Source organism: Pseudomonas sp. FSL W5-0299, from assembly GCF_005930655.1.
Taxonomy (GTDB): domain Bacteria; phylum Pseudomonadota; class Gammaproteobacteria; order Pseudomonadales; family Pseudomonadaceae; genus Aquipseudomonas; species Aquipseudomonas mandelii.
In genome coordinates this window covers 16,300-38,814 of sequence record NZ_RXHX01000023.1, presented here as the reverse complement: position 1 = coordinate 38,814, position 22,515 = coordinate 16,300, and the positions used below count along the sequence as shown (strand labels likewise).

General features: G+C 59.0%; 23 protein-coding genes. 16 read left to right on the top strand and 7 right to left on the bottom strand.

Features of this window, described 5'->3' with window-relative positions:
- Window positions 1-51 precede the first annotated feature (51 nt).
- A complete protein-coding gene (locus FHL16_RS23260; RefSeq protein WP_010467516.1) occupies window positions 52-540 on the bottom strand; it encodes a DUF3015 domain-containing protein in 489 nt (162 codons plus the stop codon).
- A 276-nt stretch (window positions 541-816) separates the two neighbouring features.
- Between FHL16_RS23260 and FHL16_RS23255 the strand changes: the two genes are divergently transcribed.
- The gene (locus FHL16_RS23255) at window positions 817-3,255 is read left to right on the top strand and encodes a Lon protease family protein (RefSeq protein WP_010467518.1); all 2,439 of its coding nucleotides are present in this window, start codon (window positions 817-819) and stop codon (window positions 3,253-3,255) included.
- A gap of 317 nt (window positions 3,256-3,572) precedes the next feature.
- A complete protein-coding gene (locus FHL16_RS23250; RefSeq protein ID WP_010467520.1) occupies window positions 3,573-3,893 on the top strand; it encodes a PA4575 family protein in 321 nt (106 codons plus the stop codon).
- 24 nt (window positions 3,894-3,917) lie between these two features.
- Here FHL16_RS23250 and FHL16_RS23245 read toward each other — a convergent pair whose 3' ends face one another.
- The gene (locus tag FHL16_RS23245) at window positions 3,918-5,747 is read right to left on the bottom strand and encodes a hypothetical protein (RefSeq protein ID WP_077749396.1); all 1,830 of its coding nucleotides are present in this window, start codon (window positions 5,745-5,747) and stop codon (window positions 3,918-3,920) included.
- Window positions 5,748-5,918: 171 nt separating this feature from the next.
- Between FHL16_RS23245 and FHL16_RS23240 the strand changes: the two genes are divergently transcribed.
- The 3 genes from FHL16_RS23240 (at window position 5,919) to FHL16_RS23230 (ending at window position 7,666) form a co-directional block, all read left to right on the top strand.
- Window positions 5,919-6,407: a TIGR00645 family protein gene (locus tag FHL16_RS23240; RefSeq protein ID WP_007943976.1), complete on the top strand. Its 489-nt coding sequence runs from the start codon at window positions 5,919-5,921 to the stop codon at window positions 6,405-6,407.
- A 209-nt stretch (window positions 6,408-6,616) separates the two neighbouring features.
- Window positions 6,617-6,922, top strand: a complete 306-nt coding sequence (locus FHL16_RS23235; RefSeq protein WP_010467524.1) for a DUF6482 family protein — start codon at window positions 6,617-6,619, stop codon at window positions 6,920-6,922.
- Window positions 6,923-7,048: 126 nt separating this feature from the next.
- The gene (locus FHL16_RS23230) at window positions 7,049-7,666 is read left to right on the top strand and encodes an FKBP-type peptidyl-prolyl cis-trans isomerase (RefSeq protein WP_010467525.1); all 618 of its coding nucleotides are present in this window, start codon (window positions 7,049-7,051) and stop codon (window positions 7,664-7,666) included.
- 113 nt (window positions 7,667-7,779) lie between these two features.
- Here FHL16_RS23230 and FHL16_RS23225 read toward each other — a convergent pair whose 3' ends face one another.
- From FHL16_RS23225 to FHL16_RS23215, 3 genes are all read right to left on the bottom strand, one after another.
- Window positions 7,780-8,037 carry a PA4570 family protein gene (locus FHL16_RS23225; RefSeq protein ID WP_010467526.1) on the bottom strand — a complete coding sequence of 86 codons (258 nt, stop codon included), beginning with the start codon at window positions 8,035-8,037 and terminating at the stop codon, window positions 7,780-7,782.
- Window positions 8,038-8,242: 205 nt separating this feature from the next.
- Complete coding sequence (locus FHL16_RS23220; RefSeq protein ID WP_010467527.1) at window positions 8,243-8,584, bottom strand: zinc ribbon domain-containing protein YjdM; 342 nt, start codon at window positions 8,582-8,584, stop codon at window positions 8,243-8,245.
- A gap of 180 nt (window positions 8,585-8,764) precedes the next feature.
- A complete protein-coding gene (locus tag FHL16_RS23215; protein WP_010467528.1) occupies window positions 8,765-9,733 on the bottom strand; it encodes a polyprenyl synthetase family protein in 969 nt (322 codons plus the stop codon).
- 240 nt (window positions 9,734-9,973) lie between these two features.
- Between FHL16_RS23215 and rplU the strand changes: the two genes are divergently transcribed.
- The 5 genes from rplU (at window position 9,974) to FHL16_RS23190 (ending at window position 13,734) form a co-directional block, all read left to right on the top strand.
- The gene (gene rplU / locus FHL16_RS23210) at window positions 9,974-10,288 is read left to right on the top strand and encodes a 50S ribosomal protein L21 (protein WP_003176051.1); all 315 of its coding nucleotides are present in this window, start codon (window positions 9,974-9,976) and stop codon (window positions 10,286-10,288) included.
- 34 nt (window positions 10,289-10,322) lie between these two features.
- Window positions 10,323-10,598 carry a 50S ribosomal protein L27 gene (gene rpmA, locus FHL16_RS23205; RefSeq protein ID WP_003215862.1) on the top strand — a complete coding sequence of 92 codons (276 nt, stop codon included), beginning with the start codon at window positions 10,323-10,325 and terminating at the stop codon, window positions 10,596-10,598.
- Window positions 10,599-10,791: 193 nt separating this feature from the next.
- Window positions 10,792-12,015, top strand: coding sequence for an Obg family GTPase CgtA (gene cgtA / locus FHL16_RS23200; RefSeq protein WP_010467530.1), 1,224 nt, complete (start codon window positions 10,792-10,794; stop codon window positions 12,013-12,015).
- Window positions 12,016-12,138: 123 nt separating this feature from the next.
- Complete coding sequence (gene proB, locus FHL16_RS23195; RefSeq protein WP_010467532.1) at window positions 12,139-13,257, top strand: glutamate 5-kinase; 1,119 nt, start codon at window positions 12,139-12,141, stop codon at window positions 13,255-13,257.
- A 12-nt stretch (window positions 13,258-13,269) separates the two neighbouring features.
- Entirely contained in the window at window positions 13,270-13,734 is a 465-nt protein-coding gene (locus tag FHL16_RS23190; RefSeq protein WP_010467533.1) for a CreA family protein, read from the top strand.
- A 184-nt stretch (window positions 13,735-13,918) separates the two neighbouring features.
- Here the strand turns inward: FHL16_RS23190 and rpsT are convergent, their stop codons facing one another.
- The gene (gene rpsT, locus FHL16_RS23185; protein ID WP_008154937.1) at window positions 13,919-14,197 is read right to left on the bottom strand and encodes a 30S ribosomal protein S20; all 279 of its coding nucleotides are present in this window, start codon (window positions 14,195-14,197) and stop codon (window positions 13,919-13,921) included.
- A gap of 252 nt (window positions 14,198-14,449) precedes the next feature.
- On the opposite strand from rpsT, the gene murJ reads away from it, so the two are divergent.
- The 6 genes from murJ (at window position 14,450) to ispH (ending at window position 21,955) form a co-directional block, all read left to right on the top strand.
- Complete coding sequence (gene murJ, locus FHL16_RS23175; protein ID WP_010467534.1) at window positions 14,450-15,988, top strand: murein biosynthesis integral membrane protein MurJ; 1,539 nt, start codon at window positions 14,450-14,452, stop codon at window positions 15,986-15,988.
- Between the two features lie 129 nt (window positions 15,989-16,117).
- Window positions 16,118-17,068 (top strand): bifunctional riboflavin kinase/FAD synthetase, encoded by a 951-nt coding sequence (gene ribF, locus FHL16_RS23170; RefSeq protein WP_010467535.1) that lies wholly within the window; start codon window positions 16,118-16,120, stop codon window positions 17,066-17,068.
- A complete protein-coding gene (ileS, locus tag FHL16_RS23165) occupies window positions 17,069-19,900 on the top strand; it encodes an isoleucine--tRNA ligase (RefSeq protein ID WP_010467536.1) in 2,832 nt (943 codons plus the stop codon).
- A complete protein-coding gene (gene lspA, locus FHL16_RS23160; RefSeq protein WP_010467537.1) occupies window positions 19,893-20,405 on the top strand; it encodes a signal peptidase II in 513 nt (170 codons plus the stop codon). The genes ileS and lspA overlap by 8 nt, the downstream gene beginning before the upstream one ends.
- A gap of 7 nt (window positions 20,406-20,412) precedes the next feature.
- Window positions 20,413-20,850, top strand: a complete 438-nt coding sequence (gene fkpB / locus FHL16_RS23155; protein ID WP_177346250.1) for an FKBP-type peptidyl-prolyl cis-trans isomerase — start codon at window positions 20,413-20,415, stop codon at window positions 20,848-20,850.
- A gap of 157 nt (window positions 20,851-21,007) precedes the next feature.
- Entirely contained in the window at window positions 21,008-21,955 is a 948-nt protein-coding gene (gene ispH, locus FHL16_RS23150) for a 4-hydroxy-3-methylbut-2-enyl diphosphate reductase (protein WP_010467539.1), read from the top strand.
- On the opposite strand, the gene FHL16_RS23145 is transcribed toward ispH, so the two are convergent.
- Window positions 21,924-22,481, bottom strand: coding sequence for a GspH/FimT family pseudopilin (locus tag FHL16_RS23145; RefSeq protein ID WP_077749394.1), 558 nt, complete (start codon window positions 22,479-22,481; stop codon window positions 21,924-21,926). The two genes, ispH and FHL16_RS23145, sit on opposite strands and share 32 nt — an antisense overlap.
- Window positions 22,482-22,515 lie beyond the last annotated feature (34 nt).

Sequence of the window (22,515 nt, the reverse complement as noted above, 5' to 3'; positions counted from 1 at the left end):
ACAGGTCCAAAAAATAAAACCCGCCCCCCGAAAGGAGCGGGTGGGTCGAGCTTAAGCTTGAGTAGCGTACTTGGCCAGACGCGGATCGTTCTTCAGAACGGCCAGGGTGTTGGTATGCACGTCGTCAGCGGTCACGTCAGCCTTGCTGAAGATCTGCTGGAAGTGCTGGTGAGTCACAGCGGCGAAGTGCGCACGGTCTTCCGGCGCCACGCCCAGTACCACGGCGTAGGTCGTCAGCGCTTCGCCGTTACCTTTAGCCATGTCTTCGGACAGCTCGTTCATCATGCCATTCATGGCAAACCAGGATTTGCCGCCATAAGTCAGCGACGCATTAGTCGAGCAACCGTTGGTACCAGAAGTCATACCGAACGTTGCGTTACCGGAAGTGCCGTTGGTGGTGGATGCCAGGAAGTGAGCCGGGGTGCCACGCTGACCTTCGAACAGCATGTTGCCCCAACCGCAATCCGGGCCGCCTGGCGCTTGGGCCATGGCGTTGATGGATACAGCGGTGAAGAGAGTACCGAGAAGAATCCGTTTCATAGCTTTGTTCTCTTTATGTGCATACCAATGGACAAGGGGTCTGGCCCAATCCGGCGCCAGTGGGCCAGTTATTAATCCAGCCGCGCAGTTTGGAGTTTAGGCACGTTCCTGGGGTTCCGTGATTTTTTGCAAAACATTCGTTGAAATCATTGATTTGTCCCCGGCCGGCCTGGAGATGACGGTTTGTCTATGCTTTGGCTGGAGGCGCGCCTTGCAAGTGAGGTATGGGCAGCGCCAGAATGCCGCTATCTGCCCCGCCTGATGTAAGGAAGCCCGATGCCTGATCCTGTTGCTGCCAGCTTGCGTCTAGCGCCTGAAGCGCTGACCCGTCCGTTTTCCGCTGAACAGTTCAGCTTCTCTACCACCAATGATTTGGAGCCCTTTCGCGGTGTGCTTGGCCAGGAACGTGCGGTCGAAGCCTTGCAGTTCGGCGTGGCCATGCCACGCCCCGGTTACAACGTATTTGTCATGGGTGAGCCCGGCACCGGCCGGTTTTCGTTCGTCAAACGCTACCTGAAAGCCGAAGGCAAGCGCCTGCAGACCCCGGCCGACTGGGTCTACGTCAATAATTTCGATGAGCCTCGCGAGCCTCGTGCACTGGAATTGCCATCGGGCACTGCTGGCGCCTTCATCGGTGACATCAACGGCTTGATCGACAACCTGCTGGCGACTTTTCCGGCAGTGTTCGAGCACCCGTCCTACCAGCAGAAAAAAAGCGCCATCGACCGCGCCTTCAACCAGCGCTACGACAAGGCACTGGACGTGATCGAGCGCCTGGCGCTGGAGAAGGAGGTCGCGCTTTACCGCGACGCCAGCAACATCGCGTTCACGCCCATGAGCGAAGGCAAGGCCCTGGACGAAGCGGAATTCGCCCAGTTGCCGGAAGCCGATCGCGAGCGTTTCCACGACGATATTTCCGGTCTGGAGGAGCGACTGAACGAAGAGCTCGCCAGCCTGCCGCAATGGAAGCGCGAGTCGAGCAATCAGCTGCGCCACCTCAACGAAGAAACCATCACGTTGGCCTTGCAGCCGTTGCTGTCGCCGTTGTCGGAGAAATACGCCGAGAACGCCGCCGTTTGCGGTTACCTGCAAGCCATGCAGGTCTACCTGCTCAAGACCGTGGTCGAGCAACTGGTGGACGACAGCAAGACCGACGCCGTCGCCCGCAAATTGCTGGAAGAGCAATACGCCCCGAGCCTGGTGGTCGGTCATTCGTCCAGCGGCGGTGCGCCGGTGGTCTTCGAGCCGCACCCGACTTACGAAAACCTGTTTGGCCGCATTGAATACAGCACCGATCAGGGTGCGATGTACACGACCTATCGGCAACTGCGGCCGGGCGCATTACACCGGGCCAACGGCGGTTTTCTGATCCTTGAAGCGGAAAAAATGCTCAGCGAGCCGTTCGTGTGGGATGCGCTCAAGCGCGCCCTGCAATCGCGCAAGCTGAAAATGGAGTCGCCGCTTGGTGAGCTGGGCCGCCTGGCCACCGTGACCCTGACGCCGCAACACATTCCGTTGCAGGTCAAAGTCGTCATCATCGGTGCGCGTCAGCTGTATTACACGCTGCAAGACCTCGATCCGGACTTCCAGGAGATGTTCCGCGTCCTGGTGGATTTCGACGAAGACATCCCGATGGTCGACGAGAGCCTGGAGCAGTTCGCCCAGTTGCTCAAAACCCGCACCTCGGAAGAAGGCATGGCGCCGCTGACGGCCGATGCCGTGGCGCGCCTGGCGACTTACAGCGCGCGCCTGGCCGAACACCAGGGGCGTTTGTCGGCGCGCATCGGTGATCTGTTCCAGCTGGTCAGCGAGGCGGACTTCATTCGTCACCTGGCGGGGGACGAGATGACCGATGCCGGGCATATCGAGCGGGCGCTCAAGGCCAAGGCCACCCGTACCGGGCGGGTCTCTGCGCGGATTCTCGATGACATGCTCGCCGGGATCATCCTGATCGACACGGACGGCGCCGCCGTCGGCAAGTGCAACGGGCTGACCGTGCTGGAAGTCGGCGACTCGGCGTTCGGTGTGCCGGCGCGGATTTCCGCCACTGTCTACCCGGGCGGCAGCGGCATCGTCGACATCGAGCGCGAGGTCAACCTCGGCCAGCCGATCCACTCCAAGGGTGTGATGATCCTCACCGGGTATCTGGGCAGTCGTTACGCCCAGGAATTCCCGCTGGCGATTTCCGCGAGTATCGCGCTGGAGCAGTCCTACGGTTACGTCGATGGCGACAGTGCGTCGCTGGGCGAGGCGTGCACGCTGATTTCGGCCCTGTCGAAAACGCCGCTCAAGCAATGCTTTGCGATCACCGGCTCGATCAACCAGTTCGGTGAAGTGCAGGCGGTAGGCGGGGTCAACGAGAAGATCGAAGGCTTCTTCCGACTCTGCGAAGCCCGTGGGCTGACCGGGGAGCAGGGGGCGATCATTCCTCACGCCAACGTCGCCACGCTGATGCTCGACGAGAAGGTGCTCTCGGCGGTGCGTGCGGGGCAGTTCCATGTCTACGCCGTGCGCCAGGCTGACGAGGCGTTGAGCCTGTTGGTCGGAGAGCCTGCCGGTGCACCGGATGCCGATGGCCAGTTCCCCGAAGGCAGCGTTAACGCACGGGTGGTGGAACGCTTGCGCGTGATCGCGGAAATGATTAGCGAAGAAGACCTCAAGGAAGCCGAGAAAGAAGCGGCGCTGGAAGCCCTGGTGGAGGCCAAACCGGCCTGACCGATCTGAGGATCACCCCGATCCACAGTGGGAGTGAGCCTGCCCGCGATGTGGCACTTTCATCCAACACATGTGTTGGCTGAAAGTTCGCTATCGCGGGCAGGCTCAGTCCCACCTTTGGGATGTGTCCACTTCAAGAAAGTGCCATCACTCTGACGTCAATATTCACACAATGACCATTCGGCGCCTTCTGGTCTGACTTGACGTGCTAGTCAGACTTTTCTTCTATTCTCAGCTCAAGGATATCGACAGTAATCACTGGATCGAGACAGCCTTCCCGTGGGGGCTGAACACCGGATCTACCGAGGGTCGCCGCCATGTCGCGCAACCTCTGCCTCACCCGTCAATGCCTGGGCCTTGTGACCCGTATCGAGTGTGCCATCCGTCCGTTGGCGGGGGATACGGGCATGTGGACCTTGCTCTTCGCCGCCGGAATGGCCGGCGAACAACCTTCCGCCATCAAGGCGCAGGGACCGTTTCATGGGCCTTTCGTGGCGGAGTCCATCCTCGACACGATTGTTGAAAGCCTGACGCTGCATGGCTACGAACTGGCCGATGACCCACAAATCTGGTGCCTGCACCTACAAGCCCAGCTGCGGGAAATCAACGGGGGCCGTTGCCGCAACCTCAATGGCTGAGTTCGGCGGGGCCACTGAAACCGGTTATTGATCAAGGTGGCTCAAATCCGCCTTGGCCAGTTTGACCTCGAAACCATATTGCACCGTGGTGAGGTCGGTTCGCTGATAGGTTTCCAGACGTGTTGGCTGGCCATAGAAGTAATGCACGGCAAATAGCGCCGGGCCTTCTGCGCTCGCGTCGTGAGTGACCGAAAGGATTTCTTTCAGATAGTTTCCAGAGTCGTCCTTGGCGAAAAAACGCCACTCCTGGGCAGGAAACAGCTTCAAATCAACCACCAAGGCATTGCCTTTGAGTTCCAGGCCTTTGGGCAACGTATGGGCGTCGAGCGTTTGTTTGGCCACCGTCGCCAGAAACAGCGGCATGGAGCCCACTGCATAGGCCGGTGTTTCCGGAAACAGGTTCAAGTCATAGGTGATGGCGCCACGTAGCGGATCGACCTCGTAAGCCTCAAGCGGCAGCTCGATCGGCCCATCGCGCTTGCCACTGCCATCCTCCGTAAAGAACGTGACCGGGCTATCGCCAGCGCTGAACGATGTACCGAGCATCTCGTCATTGAAGCTTCTGGGGTGGTCGAACTCGATGCGTGCGGCGCTGGGGTCATCCACCGACTGACTGACGATGATGCCCTTCTTCAGCTGTTCCTCACTCAATGTCGCGCCCTTGAGCCAGGTCGGGGCCTGATCGTCATACACCACCACCGGTAGGGTCAGTGGCTGGATGGTTTTTGCCGTGGTGTGTGAGTCAAAGCGGCGCACCGGCAGGTTCAGGTCCTTGTGGGTCACCGTGACGGCCGAGAAATCCAGAACGCTCACTTCAACGGTTTCGACCGGACCGTTGAAATACACTTTGGTGTAATGATTCTTCTGCTGCGCCTCGAAGGTGCGCTGTTCTTCGTCGATCTGCTTTTCGAAAGTCTCGCTCCAGGCTTTCTGCTGCTGAATTTTCGCCAGTTGTTTTTGATAGAAGGCAATTTGCGCAGCGGTTTCGTTGATCGAACCCGATCGCGAGAGGAATTGCCCGGTGATGTCCCTGGCCTGGACGATCAGCGGATTCAACGGTGTTTCGCTGACTTCAGGGGCCAGTGGTGCGCTGTTGTTGAATTCGATTTCGGCGTAGTTGTTGCCCAGTTTCAGCAAGGTGACGCTGAGGTTGTCGTTGGTGCGGGTCTGGCCAACGTCTTTTTTCGTCAGGTCGAAGGTGTAGAGCCGGCGCGGGGCGATGACCTCGACCTTGCCTTGCAGGCTCACCGGTTGGGGCTGGTTCTTGTTGTCCATGTCCAGACCGTCGATGAACGGATAGGTCACCGTCAGATCATCCGGGTTGGTCAGGTTGGAACTGGAGGGGCTCAGTTGAATGCCGGGATCGGTTTCCGACCATTCCGGCTGGAACGCGATGACGCGCTTGTTGCTCAAGGTCACCGATTGCCATTCCAGGCCATGGGGAAAGAGAAACGCTGCCGGAATGTTGAAGTTGAAAGGGAACACCGGTTGCAGGTCGGTCAGGTAGTCGGAACTGGAATCCTTGTGCAGCACGAACAGGCCGTTGATGTAGGTGTCGACCAAAGCCTGAGGCGTGGGGTAGTGCTTGAGCACGGCGAGAACGTCTTCGCCGTATTCGGTTTCCACGGGTTTGCTGTCGAGCTTGAGTTGCGCACGCTCGAGCAACAGCAGTGAACCGCCGAGTTCGGCAACGGCATCCCTGAGCTTTGGATCCTCAATCGCATCCAGAGACTTCTCGAACTGCGCGGTCTTTTCCTCGAGGCTAGTCTGGCGCTTCTCATCGCTGGGTGAGCAGCCGCCCAGCAGCAGAGCCAGGCAAATGCCGGCACTCGTTATTGGCAATCGCACATCCATTTCCAGTCTTCCTGTCCGATGTCGCTGAGCTGTCAATAGTCTGGACACTAGCAGAAAAACTTTGTGGCACACGCGCAGGTCGCGGATTTGCCGAAGGTTTCTGGCTGCTTCAGGGTATAGACAGGGGGCTGGTATACTTGCGGCCATTTTCAACATCACGTGTGAGATTCAATGGAACGCTTTATCGAAAATGCAATGTATGCCTCCCGCTGGCTGCTGGCACCGATCTACTTCGGTCTGTCCCTTGGGCTACTGGCGCTGGCGCTGAAATTCTTCCAGGAAGTTTTCCACGTCATTCCCAACGTATTCTCGATGGCCGAGTCGGACCTGATCCTGGTGCTGCTGTCGCTGATCGACATGGCACTGGTGGGTGGCTTGCTGGTGATGGTGATGATCTCCGGTTACGAGAACTTCGTTTCCCAGCTGGACATCGACGACAGCAAGGAAAAGCTCAACTGGCTGGGCACCATGGATTCGTCTTCGCTGAAGATGAAAGTGGCGGCCTCCATCGTGGCGATTTCGTCGATCCACCTGCTGCGGATCTTCATGGACGCCAAGAACGTCGATCCCGAGCATTTGAAGTGGTACGTGATTATTCACATGACGTTCGTCGTGTCGGCGTTTGCCATGGGTTATCTGGATAAGCTGACCAAGCACTGACGCTCACAAAGCCCTGTAGGAGCGAGGCTTGCCCGCGAAGGGGCCGTGTCAGTCGATACAGTTGGTGCCCGTCACACCGCCTTCGCGGGCAAGCCTCGCTCCTACAGTCAGGTGCAAACAGACGGGCGGTGTCGTTTGTGGCTTGTACTTTGAGGTGCCGAAGCCTATGCATGTATTGATATTGGCTTGACACCGTATGAGGTGCATTCATGAACCTTGTTGAATTACGTGCATATGCCATCGCAGGGAAAGTCGATGAGCTGAACCTGATTTCTATGGAAGGCGGGATCTACCTGCTGGAGGCGCGCATGCATGGGGCGGCGTATCCGTTAAGTGATGCCCACGACCATATGCTCCACCTGCGTTCGGTGGAGCATGCGCGTCAAGTGCTGCACCGACTCCCCACCTTGCCTTTCAACCTTGTGCACACGTCGGTCCATGATGAAATGTGCGGACTTGGTGCCAATGCAGAAGAGGGCCTGAAGGTGCCGATCGCCTTCAGTTCTCGCTGGTAGCAATGACCCCCTGATCAGCGCAACGGCATCTGTGCTAGTCTGCTGGCCCTTTTGGTTCCGGGCGCTCCGGGACGCGCTGTGCACGCACGGCAAGTTCCCGGGCCGTCCGCACAGCGGAGCAGTGTCATGTCCGAAGTAAATCTGTCCACCGACGAAACCCGCGTCAGCTACGGTATTGGCCGTCAGCTGGGCGACCAACTGCGCGACAACCCGCCACCGGGCGTTAACCTGGACGCGATCCTGGCTGGCCTGACCGACGCGTTCGCCGGTAAGCCTAGCCGTGTAGGTCAGGAAGAAATGTCCGCCAGCTTCAAGGTGATCCGCGAAATCATGCAGGCCGAAGCAGCTGCAAAAGCCGAAGCGGCCGCTGGCGAAGGCCTGGCTTTCCTGGCTGAAAACGCCAAGCGTGACGGCATCACCACCTTGGCCTCGGGCCTGCAATTCGAAGTGCTGACTCAAGGTGAAGGCGCCAAGCCAACCCGTGAAGATCAAGTGCGCACTCACTACCACGGCACCCTGATCGACGGCACTGTGTTCGACAGCTCCTACGATCGTGGCCAGCCTGCAGAATTCCCGGTTGGCGGCGTGATCGCTGGCTGGACCGAAGCCCTGCAACTGATGAATGCCGGTAGCAAATGGCGCCTGTACGTGCCGAGCGAACTGGCTTACGGCGCTCAAGGCGTTGGCAGCATTCCGCCGCACAGCGTTCTGGTATTCGACGTCGAACTGCTCGACGTTTTGTAAGCTCTTGATTCTGTAGGAGTGAAGCTTGCTCGCGAATGCATCACCTCGGTTCAAGTCAGAACCGAGTTGTCAGGTTCGCGGGCAAGCCTCGCTCCTACGGGGCTTAGTGCTACTCATACTTCGATCTTGTGGTTCAGATCGCTCGTCGGGCGCAACGCCCGGGCGTAGCAGAACAGAAACAGATTGCGCACCAGTTCCTTGAGCACCACCGGTTCGCAGGAACTCAAGCCGTTGACGTCCAGATCACCCTGATCCTGCAGCTCGTTCAAGGCTTCTTCTTCAAGCACTGCACAGACTTCCCCGGTTTCCCGATGCAGGATCCTGAGGTAGGGGTGTGGGCGGTCCAGCCAGGCATCGATCAAATAAGTCATGGGTCTCATCTCCATTGATGGGTTTCAATGAGAATAATTCTTATTCATCAAATAGCAAGGACCTATTGGTGGTTTGTGATTTATTCCGGGTAAAGATTGCGTAAGGTCAAAACGGCTGGCGTTTGGCTATTGCGAGGATATGTGGGGAGAGGCGGGGCGGGTGAAGCACCATCCCACGCAGGGCGCGGGATGGAAGACAACAGAATCAGACTTTTCTGACGAACTCGGACTTGAGCTTCATCGGGCCGATGCCGTCGATCTTGCAGTCGATGTCGTGATCGCCATCGCACAGGCGGATGTTCTTGACCTTGGTGCCGACCTTGACCACCAGCGACGTGCCTTTGACCTTCAGGTCCTTGATCACGGTGATGGTGTCGCCGTCCTGCAGGACGTTGCCGACCGAATCTTTTTTCACGGTGTCATCGGACGCCGCTTCGGCTTCGCCGCTGGCGGACCATTCGTGGGCGCACTCGGGGCAGATCAGCTGAGCGCCGTCTTCGTAGGTGTATTCGGAATTGCATTTTGGGCAGGGTGGCAACGTGCTCACTAAAGCTCCTTGGATTCAGGATCGCTAAAAAGCGCACATTATATAGGGTTTTAGCTGGGAGGGGGGCGACGCCAAAAACTGTGGGAGCGAGCCTGCTCGCGAAAGCGGTGTGCCAGTCAGCATTCGACTGACAGATTGCTTTCGCGAGCAGGCTCGCTCCCACAGGGTATTACGGTGCAGTTAGTGCGTACGGGCGACCGCAAACTCACTGAGCTCAACCAATGCATCGCGGTATTCGCTGGCGGGCAGCGCGTCGAGGCATTTGATTGCACGGGCCACGTAATCGCGGGCCAGTTGCGCGGTGTAATCCAGCGAACCGGACGCTTCCACGGCTTCGCGGATGCTTTCCAGGTCTTCGATACCGCCTTTCTGGATCGCCTTGCGCACCAGTGCAGCCTGCTCCGGCGTGCCTTCGCGCATGGTGTAGATCAGCGGCAGGGTCGGCTTGCCTTCGGCCAGGTCGTCACCGACGTTCTTGCCCAGGGTTTCCGCGTCGCCACGGTAGTCCAGCAGGTCGTCGACGAGTTGGAAGGCCACGCCCAGATGATCGCCGAAGGTGCGCAGCGCTTCGCTCTGTTCCGGTGTGGCACCAGCCAGGGCTGCCGCACTGTGGGTCGAAGCTTCGAAGAGCATCGCGGTTTTGCCGCGGATGACTTCCATGTAGGTTTCTTCGGTGGTGCTGGCATCACGCACTTTAGACAGCTGCAGCACTTCGCCTTCGGCGATGATGCGCGTGGCTTGCGAAAGGATCTTCATCACCGGCATGGAGCCCAGTTCGACCATCATTTCGAAGGAGCGCGAATACAGGAAGTCGCCCACCAGCACGCTTGGCGCGTTGCCCCACATGGCGTTGGCGGTCGAGCGGCCACGGCGCATGCCGGACATGTCGACCACGTCGTCGTGCAGCAGGGTGGCGGTGTGCAGGAACTCGATGGTCGCGGCCAGCAGGCGCAGGTCATCGCCTTCGCGACCCAGAGCCTTGCCACACAGCAACACTAATAGGGGACGCAGGCGTTTACCGCCAGCCGAGGTAATGTAATCGCCGATTTTCGATACCAGCGGCACTCGGGAAGTCAGCTGCTTCTTGATGATGCCGTCGACGGCGCTAAAATCGTCCGCCACCGCGCGGTAGAAAGCTTGGGGTTGCATCAGCGACAGTTGCTCCAGAAGGGTTGCGCGGCATGCTAGGACCCACGTCGGCGGGTGTCAAGGCACGATGGACGGCCTCTTGCATCGCCCCGGCAGCTTGCGTACAATCGCGCACCCTGAACTTCCTGGGCAGCACCTGCCTTACGCAATTGCAAACAGGCCTTCCAGCCTTATGCAGCCATGCCAGCCAATACCTCTTCTTATAAAGAGCTGGGTGAGCAGGATTATCGGAGAAATACCATGTCGTACGCAGTAATTGTTACTGGTGGCAAGCAATACAAGGTCGCCCCAGGTGAATACCTGAAGATCGAAAAACTGGAAATCGCTACCGGCGAATCCGTTACTTTTGATCGCGTTCTGTTGGTCGCCAATGGCGATGACGTGAACATCGGCGCTCCAGTTGTTGCTGGCGCTACCGTTGTGGCTGAAGTGATCTCCCAAGGTCGTCACGATAAAGTCCGCATCATCAAGTTCCGTCGTCGTAAGCACCACATGAAGCGTATGGGCCACCGCCAGTGGTACACCGAGATCAAAATCACCGGTATTCAGGCTTAATTTCAGCCTAATTCCTCACTAGGAGAATTGACTCATGGCACACAAAAAAGCTGGTGGTAGTACCCGTAACGGTCGCGACTCAGAAGCCAAACGCCTTGGCGTGAAGATGTATGGCGGCCAGGTTATCATTCCGGGCAACATCATCGTGCGTCAGCGCGGCACCCAATTCCACGCCGGTTACGGTGTTGGCATGGGTAAAGATCACACTCTGTTCGCTAAAATCGACGGCGTGATCAAGTTCGAAGTAAAAGGCGCTTTCAACCGCCGTTACGTGAGCATTGTCCCGAAGACTGAAGTCGTCGCGGCATAATTGCGTAGTTGCTGGAAAAGCCCTGTCTCGCGACGGGGCTTTTTCGTTTGTGGGGTGAGTCTCTTGCAAAGCTGTTTGTGATGGGCTCCAGCGCTGGATTTGCGGTCGTTGATTGAGGTCGCTGCGCTCATTTTTGCAAGAGTCTTATGTCTAGATTTTTTCGGCTCGTCCGTATGACGAGAGGCGTTTTGTTATGAAGTTTGTTGACGAAGTATCGATTCGAGTAAAAGCCGGTGACGGCGGCAACGGTTGCATGAGCTTCCGTCGCGAGAAATTCATTGAAAACGGCGGCCCGAACGGCGGTGACGGTGGTGATGGCGGCTCGGTCTACATGATCGCCGACGAAAACCTCAACACCCTGGTGGACTACCGTTACACCCGGCATTTCGATGCCGAGCGCGGTTCCAACGGCGGCAGCACCGACTGCACCGGCAAGAAAGGTGAAGAGCTGGTGCTGCGTGTTCCGGTTGGCACCACCGTCATCGACTCCGCCACTCAGGAAGTGATCGGCGACCTGACCAAGGCTGGCCAGAAACTGCTGGTGGCTCATGGCGGCTGGCACGGTCTGGGTAACACCCGTTTCAAATCCAGTACCAACCGTGCTCCGCGCCAGACCACTCCGGGTAAACCGGGCGAGGCGCGTGATCTCAAGCTGGAAATGAAAGTATTGGCTGACGTCGGTCTGCTGGGTTTGCCGAACGCCGGTAAAAGTACCTTCATTCGCTCCGTATCGGCCGCCAAGCCGAAAGTCGCCGACTACCCGTTCACCACGCTGGTGCCGAACCTGGGTGTGGTCAGCGTCGATCGCTGGAAGAGCTTCGTGGTCGCGGACATTCCGGGCCTGATCGAAGGTGCTTCCGATGGCGCTGGCCTGGGGATTCGCTTCCTCAAGCACTTGTCGCGTACCCGTTTGCTGTTGCACCTCGTGGACATGGCGCCGCTGGATGACGCCAGCGCTCCGGATGCTGCTGAAGTGATCGTCAGCGAGCTGACCAAGTTCAGTCCGTCCCTGGCTGAGCGTGATCGCTGGTTGGTGCTGAACAAGTGCGACCAGATCCTTGAAGAAGAGCATGACGCTCGCGTCAAGGAAATCGTTGATCGCCTGGAATGGACCGGTCCGGTCTATGTGATCTCCGCCATCTCCAAGCTGGGCACCGAGCGTCTGTGCCACGACATCATGCGTTACATGGAAGATCGTGCTGACCGTCTGGCTAACGACCCGGTTTACAAGGAAGAGCTGGCCGAGCTCGATCAGCGCATCGAAGACGAAGCCCGTGCCCAGTTGCAAGCGCTGGATGACCAGCGTGCCCTGCGTCGCAGCGGCGTGAAGTCGGTCCATGACATCGGCGACGATGACTGGGACGAAGAAGATGTGGATGACGAAGACGGTCCGGAAATCATTTACGTGCGTGACTGATTCGTTGCAGTAAACTTAAGCGCCGCTCAATCGAGCGGCGTTTTAGTATCTGGAAATCGGTAGTCACGAATAACGTTACGGGCGGCGCTGGGTCGCGCTGCCCTCAAGCTAAGGTTGAAGATGATGCGGAGCAAGGTGACAGGTGCGCAGCGTTGGGTCGTGAAGATCGGCAGCGCTTTGCTGACGGCTGACGGCAAGGGCCTGGATCGCGCGGCAATGAGTGTCTGGGTCGAGCAGATGGTGGCTTTGCATGAGGCGGGCGTCGAACTGGTGCTGGTGTCCTCCGGGGCAGTAGCGGCGGGGATGAGTCGCCTGGGCTGGACCGTGCGACCCAGTGCAATGCACGAGCTGCAGGCCGCTGCCGCTATCGGTCAGATGGGCCTGGTGCAAGCCTGGGAGTCGAGCTTTGCCGAGCATGGCCGGCATACCGCGCAGATTCTCCTGACGCACGATGACTTGTCTGACCGCAAGCGTTACCTGAATGCCCGCAGCACCCTGCGTGCGTTGGTCGAGCTGAAAGTGATCCCGGTGATCAACGAAAACGACACCGTGGTCACCGACGAGATCCGCTTCGGCGACAACGACACCCTGGCGGCGCTGGTGGCCAACCTGGTTGAGGCGGACTTGCTGGTGATCCTCACCGATCGCGACGGCATGTTCGATGCCGATCCGCGCAACAACCCCGACGCCAACCTGATTTACGAGGCGCGCGCCGATGATCCGGCGCTGGATGCCGTCGCTGGCGGTACCGGTGGTGCGTTGGGTCGGGGCGGCATGCAGACCAAATTACGTGCCGCACGTCTGGCGGCGCGTTCCGGTGCGCACACCATCATCGTCGGTGGGCGCATTGAACGTGTGCTGGATCGCCTGAAGGCGGGCGAGCGCATCGGCACCTTGTTGTCGCCTGAGCGCGGCATGCTGGCGGCGCGCAAGCAATGGCTGGCCGGTCACCTGCAAACCCGTGGCACCCTGGTGCTGGATGCGGGTGCAGTGACCGCGCTGTCCCAGGGCAACAAAAGTTTGCTGCCGGTTGGCGTCAAACTGGTTCAAGGCAGTTTCCGGCGCGGTGAAATGGTGGTGTGCGTGGCGCCGGACGGTCGTGAAATTGCCCGTGGCCTGGCCAACTACAGCGCGCTGGAAGCACAAAAAATCATCGGTCAGTCGTCTGAGGCGATTGTCGGTCTGTTGGGTTACATGGCGGAGCCGGAACTGGTTCACCGCGATAACCTGATTCTGGTCTGAAGGAATATTTGAATGCGTGTGGCAAAAGGATTGTTGGGTCTGCTGTTGGCGATGCCGCTGCTGGCTTCGGCTGAGGAGATTGGCCAAGTGTCGACGGTGTTCAAGTTCGTCGGCCCGAACGACCGTATCGTCGTCGAGGCGTTTGATGATCCGAAGGTCGAGGGTGTGACTTGCTACCTCTCGCGGGCCAAGACGGGCGGTGTGAAAGGTGGGTTGGGTTTGGCGGAAGATCGCGCTGAAGCGTCTATCGCGTGCCGTCAGGTAGGTCCGATCAGCTTCAAGGGTGAGCTGAAGGATGGCGATGAGGTGTTCAAGGAGCGCACGTCGCTGGTGTTCAAGACCATGCAGGTGGTGCGCTTCCTCGACAAGAAGCGCAATACGCTGGTGTATCTGGTCTACAGCGATCGCTTGATCGAAGGTAGCCCGCAGAATGCGGTGACGGCGATCCCGATCCTGCCGTGGACGCACGCCCAATAAGCTGGCGCAAATCGAAATGTGGGAGTGAGCCTGCTCGCGATAGCGGTGTAACAGTCGGCATCAATGTTGAGTGTTGCACCGCTATCACGAGCAGGCCCACTCCCACATTTTTTTGCGCGGCGTTTACCAAATCGCAGGCAATAAAAAACCGACCCTGAGGTCGGTTTTTCAACAAGCTTATCGCTTATGCGGCTACAGCAAGGTTCAGAGCCTTGACGTGACCGTTCAGGCGGCTCTTATGACGAGCTGCCTTGTTCTTGTGGATGATGCCTTTATCGGCCATACGGTCGATAACTGGCACAGCCAGAACGTAAGCTGCTTGAGCTTTTTCAGCGTCTTTTGCGTCGATGGCCTTAACTACATTCTTGATGTAGGTACGAACCATGGAACGCAGGCTGGCGTTGTGGCTGCGACGCTTCTCAGCCTGTTTTGCACGTTTTTTGGCGGAAGGTGTGTTGGCCACCGTCGAGCTCCTCGAAAGACTTTTTAGGAAATAGCAAACAAAATAGGCCGCGAATCATGCCGATGAGTTGATGTCTTGTCAAGGGCGGTTGAGACGTTCCGCTAAGTGGTAGGTATAAAGAGGCGGGATATTTATTTCCGGCGCTTGACCTGTAAACTCGCGAGCTTTGGCTCTGTGCTGCTGCGGCGCGGAGTATCGCATAAGTAGGCGCTTTGTTCGCCTGCTGTTTATCGACAGGCACAAACTCTTTCAATGAATCTGCTCAAATCGTTGGCCGCCGTCAGCTCTATCACGATGCTTTCCCGGATTCTGGGGTTCGTTCGTGACACCCTAATCGCACGCACATTTGGCGCCGGGATGGCGACGGACGCCTTCTTTATCGCCTTCAAACTGCCCAATCTGCTGCGAAGAATCTTCGCCGAGGGTGCCTTTTCCCAGGCATTCGTGCCGATTCTTGCTGAATACAAGAGCCAGAAGGGCGAGGAGGCGACGCGAACGTTCATCGCTTACGTGTCTGGCCTGCTGACGCTGGTACTGGCCCTGGTCACCGCGCTGGGCATACTCGCCGCGCCGTGGGTCATCTGGGCAACTGCGCCGGGTTTTACCGATACCCCGGAAAAATTCGAGCTGACGACCGATCTGTTGCGCGTGACTTTTCCTTATATATTGCTGATCTCCCTGTCTTCATTGGCCGGTGCGGTCCTCAATACGTACAACCGATTCTCGGTGCCGGCTTTCGTGCCGACGTTGCTCAACGTCAGCATGATCGTCTTTTCGGTATTCCTCACGCCATACTTCGACCCTCCCGTCATGGCCTTGGGTTGGGCGGTACTGGTGGGTGGACTGGCGCAGTTGCTTTATCAGCTGCCGCACCTGAAAAAGATCGGCATGCTCGTGCTGCCACGCCTTAATCTGCGTGACAGCGGCGTCTGGCGGGTGATGAAGCAGATGTTACCGGCGATTCTCGGCGTGTCAGTGAGCCAGATTTCCCTGATCATCAACACCATCTTCGCCTCGTTCCTGGTCGCCGGCTCCGTGTCGTGGATGTATTACGCCGACCGTTTGATGGAGTTGCCGTCCGGCGTACTGGGCGTAGCGTTGGGCACCATTCTGCTGCCGACCCTGGCCAAGACCTACGCCAGCAAAGATCGCCACGAATATTCGCGAATCCTCGATTGGGGCCTGCGTCTGTGCTTCGTGCTGGTGTTGCCGTGTTCTCTGGCACTGGGGATTCTGGCCGAGCCGCTGACCGTTTCGCTGTTCCAGTACGGCCAATTCAGCGCGTTTGATGCCTCCATGACACAGCGGGCGTTGATCGCTTATTCAGTCGGTTTACTCGGAATTATCGTGATCAAAGTGCTGGCGCCGGGCTTTTATGCGCAACAAAACATCCGCACTCCGGTAAAAATCGCGATTTTCACCCTGATCGTTACTCAGCTGTTCAACCTCGTGCTCATCGGCCCGCTGGCTCACGCCGGTCTGGCCCTGGCCATCAGCATCGGTGCCTGCATCAACGCCGGGCTATTGTTCTATCAACTGCGCAAGCAGCAGATGTATCAGCCGCAACCGGGTTGGGCCAAATTCGGCCTGAAGCTTGTGATTGCGGTGTTGGTGATGTCTGCTGTGCTGCTGGCCGGGATGCACTTCATGCCGGCCTGGGATCAGGGGCATATGCTGGAGCGGTTCCTGCGCCTGGGCGCGTTGGTCGCTGCCGGGGTGATCAGTTATTTCGGCATGCTGCTGTTGATGGGCTTCCGTTTGCGCGACTTCAATCGCAAGGCGCTGAGCTGAGGCTTGGGCCTCGATAAACATGGGCGAACCGGCAGTTTTGTCGGCTCGATTACTTTGGGTTACGGTGTTGCCTGTCGTCGGCCGCCGGGTGTGGTTATAATCGACCACTTTATGAGCAAGAAGCGCGTTATGCAGCTGGTTCGAGGCCTCCACAACCTGCGCCCCCAGCATCGGGGCTGTGTCGCCACTATTGGCAACTTTGACGGTGTTCACCGTGGCCACCAGGCTATCCTGGCGAGGCTGCGTGAGCGCGCTATCGAGTTGGGCGTGCCCAGCTGCGTGGTGATTTTCGAACCACAGCCGCGAGAGTTCTTCGCCCCGGACACGGCCCCGGCCCGTCTGGCCCGGCTGCGGGACAAACTGCAGCTGCTGGCCGATGAAGGTGTCGACCGGGTCCTGTGCCTGGCCTTCAACCACCGGCTGAGCAAGCTCAGTGCCAGTGAATTCGTCGATGCCATTCTGGTCGACGGTCTCGGCGTCCAGCACCTGGAGGTCGGTGACGACTTCCGGTTCGGCTGTGACCGGGTAGGGGATTTCGATTTCCTGCAGCAGGCTGGCATCGTTCAGGGCTTTACCGTTGAAGCGGCGCAAACCGTCGAGCTGGACGGCATTCGCGTCAGCAGCACGCAGGTCCGCAATGCCTTGGCCGCTGCCGATTTTGCCTTGGCCGAGCGGCTGCTCGGGCGTCCGTTCCAGATCACCGGGCGGGTCTTGCATGGCCAGAAGCTGGCGCGCCAACTGGGTACGCCCACCGCCAACATTCAACTCAAGCGTCGTCGCGTGCCCTTGACCGGGGTGTACCTGGTCAACGTCGACATCGACGGCAAGACCTGGCCCGGCGTCGCCAACATTGGCGTGCGGCCCACGGTACAAGGTGATGGCAAAGCCCACCTCGAAGTGCACCTTTTAGATTTTGCCGGCGATCTGTATGACCGGCGTTTGACGGTGGTTTTCCACCACAAGCTGCGTGAAGAGCAGCGTTTCGCCTCTCTGGAGGCGCTTAAGACGGCGATCAATGCGGATGTTGCCGCCGCCCGTGCCCTGTCGCACCTAGCGCCAATCGCTAATGAAGAGCCTTAAATGACCGACTATAAAGCCACGCTAAACCTTCCGGACACCGCCTTCCCAATGAAGGCCGGCCTGCCTCAGCGCGAACCGCAGATTCTGCAGCGCTGGGACAGCATTGGCCTGTACGGTAAGTTGCGCGAGATTGGCAAGGATCGTCCGAAGTTCGTACTTCATGATGGTCCTCCTTACGCCAACGGCACGATTCACATCGGTCATGCGCTGAACAAGATTCTCAAGGACATGATCATCCGCTCGAAAACCCTGTCGGGTTTCGACGCGCCTTATGTTCCGGGATGGGATTGCCACGGTCTGCCGATCGAACACAAAGTCGAAGTGACCCACGGCAAAAACCTGGGCGCGGACAAAACCCGCGAACTGTGCCGCGCCTACGCCACCGAGCAGATCGAAGGCCAGAAATCCGAATTCATCCGTCTGGGCGTGTTGGGCGACTTCGCCAACCCGTACAAGACCATGGACTTCAAGAACGAGGCCGGTGAAATCCGCGCGCTCGCCGAAATCGTCAAGGGCGGTTTCGTGTTCAAGGGCCTGAAGCCCGTGAACTGGTGCTTTGACTGCGGTTCAGCCCTGGCTGAAGCGGAAGTCGAGTACGAAAACAAAAAGTCCTCGACTATCGACGTGGCCTTCCCGATTGCCGACGAAGCCAAGCTGGCTGCCGCTTTCGGTCTGGCGTCCCTGGCCAAACCTGCCTCGATCGTGATCTGGACCACCACCCCGTGGACCATCCCGGCCAACCAGGCGCTGAACGTTCACCCTGAATTCAACTACGCCCTGGTCGACGTTGGCGACAAACTGCTGGTGCTGGCGGAAGAGCTGGTCGAGTCGTGCCTGGCCCGCTACAGCCTTGAAGGCTCGGTCATCGCGACCACCACCGGTAAAGAACTGGAACTGATCAACTTCCGTCACCCGTTCTACGATCGCCTGTCGCCGGTTTACTTGGCCGACTACGTTGAGCTGGGCGCTGGCACCGGCGTGGTTCACTCCGCCCCGGCCTATGGCGTGGACGACTTCGTGACCTGCAAGAAGTACGGCATGGTCAACGACGACATCCTCAACCCGGTACAGAGCAACGGCGTCTACGTGACATCGCTGGAGTTCTTCGGCGGCCAGTTCATCTGGAAAGCCAACCCGGCCATCGTCGACAAACTGACCGAAGTCGGTGCGCTGCTGCACACCACCATCATCGAACACAGCTACATGCACTGCTGGCGTCACAAGACCCCGCTGATCTACCGCGCCACCGCGCAGTGGTTCATCGGCATGGATAAAGAGCCTGTCAGCGGCGACACCCTGCGCAAGCGCGCACTGAAAGCCATCGAAGAGACTCAGTTCGTCCCGGCCTGGGGCCAGGCACGTCTGCACTCGATGATCGCCAACCGTCCAGACTGGTGCATCTCCCGTCAGCGCAACTGGGGCGTGCCGATCCCGTTCTTCCTGAACAAGGAAAGCGGCGAGCTGCACCCGCGCACTGCCGAGCTGATGGAAGAAGTCGCCAAGCGTGTTGAAGTCGAAGGCATCGAAGCGTGGTTCAAGATGGACGCTGCCGAACTGCTGGGTGACGAGGCGCCCCTGTACGACAAGATCAGCGACACCTTGGACGTCTGGTTCGATTCGGGCACCACGCACTGGCACGTCCTGCGCGGTTCGCACCCGATGGGCCACGAGACCGGCCCGCGCGCCGACTTGTACCTGGAAGGTTCGGACCAACACCGTGGCTGGTTCCACTCGTCCTTGCTGACTGGTTGCGCCATCGACAACCATGCGCCGTACCGCGAGCTGCTGACCCACGGTTTCACCGTCGATGAGTCCGGTCGCAAGATGTCCAAGTCGCTGGGCAACGTGATCGCGCCGCAAAAGGTCAACGACACCCTGGGCGCCGACATCATGCGGCTGTGGGTGGCTTCCACCGATTACTCGGGTGAAATGGCGGTTTCCGAGCAGATTCTGCAACGCAGTGCGGACGCCTACCGGCGTATCCGTAACACCGCGCGCTTCCTGCTCTCCAACCTGACCGGGTTCAATCCGGCCACCGACATCCTGCCGGCCGAGGAAATGCTCGCCCTGGACCGTTGGGCCGTGGACCGCACCCTGCTGCTGCAACGCGAGTTGCAAGAGCACTACGGCGAATACCGCTTCTGGAACGTCTACTCCAAGATCCACAACTTCTGCGTGCAAGAGCTGGGTGGTTTCTACCTCGACATCATCAAGGACCGTCAGTACACCACTGGCGCCAACAGCAAGGCGCGCCGTTCGGCGCAAACCGCGCTGTACCACATCTCCGAAGCGCTGGTGCGATGGATCGCGCCGATCCTCGCCTTCACCGCCGACGAGCTGTGGGAATACCTGCCGGGCGAGCGCAACGAATCGGTGATGCTCAACACTTGGTACGAAGGCCTGACCGAACTGCCGGACAACGTCGAACTGGGCCGCGCCTACTGGGAGCGGATCATGGCTGTGAAGGTCGCGGTCAACAAGGAAATGGAAATCCAGCGCGCGGCCAAGGCCGTCGGTGGCAACCTGCAAGCCGAAGTGACGCTGTTCGCCGAAGAGGCGCTGAGCGCCGACCTGGCCAAGCTGAGCAACGAACTGCGCTTCGTGCTGATCACCTCGACCGCCAGCGTGGCGCCTTTTGTTCAGGCACCTGCGGACGCGGTAGTCACCGAAGTCAGCGGCCTGAAGCTGAAAATCGTCAAGTCGGCCTTCGCCAAGTGCGCCCGTTGCTGGCACTGCCGTGAAGACGTCGGCGTGAACCCGGAGCATCCGGAAATCTGCGGTCGTTGCGTCGACAATATCAGCGGTGCGGGCGAGGTTCGTCATTATGCCTAACGCTGCTGGCCGTTTCGGACGGCTGAGCTGGCTCTGGTTGAGCTTGCTGGTCCTGGTCATCGACCAGGCCAGCAAGTTCTACTTCGAAGGCTCGTTGAAGATGTACCAGCAAATCGTGGTGATTCCCGATTATTTCAGCTGGACCCTGGCCTACAACACTGGCGCGGCATTCAGCTTCCTGGCCGACAGCTCCGGCTGGCAGCGCTGGTTGTTTGCCCTGATCGCCGTGGTGGTCAGTGCGGTGCTGGTGGTGTGGCTCAAGCGTCTGGGGCGCAACGAAACCTGGCTGGCCGTCGCTTTGGCGCTGGTGCTGGGCGGGGCGCTGGGCAATCTGTACGACCGCATCGCCCTGGGCCATGTGATCGACTTCATTCTGGTGCATTGGCAGAACCGCTGGTATTTCCCGGCGTTCAACTTTGCCGACAGCGCCATCAGCGTCGGGGCCGTGATGCTCGCACTGGACATGTTCAAAAGTAAAAAGACCGGAGAAGCCGTTCATGACTGAACAGGTATTGGCTGAGCAACGCATCCGCCAGAACACGGAAGTCACTTTGCACTTTGCACTGCACCTGGAGAACGGCGACACCGTCGACAGCACCTTCGACAAAGCCCCGGCGACCTTCCAGGTCGGCGATGGCAACCTGTTGCCAGGTTTCGAAGCAGCGCTGTTCGGCTTCAAGGCAGGCGACAAGCGCACGCTGACGATTCAGCCGGAAAACGCGTTTGGCCAGCCGAACCCGCAAAACGTGCAGATCATCCCGCGTTCGCAGTTCAAGGACATGGAACTGTCGCCGGGTTTGCTGGTGATCTTCAACGATGCGGCCAATACTGAGCTGCCTGGCGTGGTGAAGGAATTCGATGACGAGCAAGTGACCATCGACTTCAACCACCCGCTGGCCGGCAAGACATTGACCTTTGACGTAGAAATCATCAGCGTCAAATCGCTGTAACTGACCGAATGCGGTCCAATGTAGGGGCAGAGCTTGCTCGCGAAGGCGTCATCACATTCACCATTAATGTCGACTGACACACCGCTTTCGCGAGCAAACTTCGCTGCTACAGGGATGTAATGTTCTAATTTCTTGCGCGCAAGACACGAGGCACAGCATGCAAATCAAACTCGCCAACCCCCGTGGCTTCTGCGCCGGCGTGGACCGGGCGATCGAAATCGTCAACCGCGCCCTGGAAGTCTTCGGGCCGCCTATCTATGTGCGCCACGAAGTGGTCCACAACAAATTCGTCGTCGAGGACCTGCGTGCTCGCGGGGCGATCTTCGTCGAAGAACTGGATCAGGTGCCGGACGATGTCATCGTGATCTTCAGTGCCCACGGGGTTTCCCAGGCTGTGCGTACCGAAGCCGCTGGCCGTGGCCTGAAAGTGTTCGACGCGACCTGCCCGCTGGTGACCAAGGTGCACATCGAAGTCGCGCGTTACAGTCGTGACGGCCGTGAATGCATTCTCATCGGCCACGCCGGTCACCCGGAAGTCGAAGGCACCATGGGCCAGTACGATGGCAGCAACGGTGGTGCCATCTATCTGGTTGAAGACGAGAAAGACGTCGCCGCGCTGCAGGTGGTCAATCCCGACAAACTGGCGTTCGTCACCCAGACCACACTGTCCATGGACGACACCAGCCGCGTGATCGATGCTCTGCGTGCACGCTTCCCGGCGATCGGTGGTCCGCGCAAGGACGACATCTGCTACGCCACGCAAAACCGTCAGGACGCCGTCAAACAACTGGCCGACGAATGTGACGTGGTCTTGGTGGTGGGCAGCCCGAACAGCTCCAACTCCAACCGCTTGCGTGAACTCGCCGAGCGCATGGCCACCCCGGCTTATCTGATCGATGGCGCCGAAGACCTGCAAAAAAGCTGGTTCGACGGTGTCGAGCGTATCGGCATCACCGCTGGCGCCTCCGCACCGGAAGTGCTGGTGCGTGGCGTGATCCAGCAGTTGCAGGCCTGGGGTGCTACCGGGGCCGATGAATTGGCGGGTCGCGAGGAGAACATCACATTCTCCATGCCTAAAGAGTTGCGCGTGCGCTCCCTGCTTTAACTTTTTTTCCTCCCGGACATAGCGCCTGCTCAGCCTTATCGCTGCGCAGGCTGACGCGACCGGTCGCGGCCAGCACCACCTGAAGCTGGCTAACCGGTTCGCGGACTGTGCAAACGTGCAGCGTCCCCGCTTGAAACGCCCGGCCAGGCATCTGTGGCTCGCCGATACGGCTGAAACGGATGTATCGTCTGACCGGCCAATTGCCAACAATCGGCACCCGAGCGCCACTCACGCGCTCAATCAGCAGCGGATTGCTGCTGTCCTCCGGCCCTTTGCCGCTGATATCCAGAATGATGCGCCAGCCCTGACCCCAGTCGTCGTTGATGCCATGAATGACGATGGTCTGATTTCGCGCGAGAGCTTCGCTTCTGGCGCTGCGAATACCACTGGCAAGAGACTTTGCTGCCGCCTCGCGATGATTCGATTCTGTAAGGGCCGCGAACGCCGGACTGACCAACAGCAGAACAATCCCGGCAATTGTCAGTCCCATGAGCAGTTCGATCAGGCTGAAACCTCGCTGATGCATGTCATCTCCCTCCGTGGAGTGCTGCGGCCCGCGC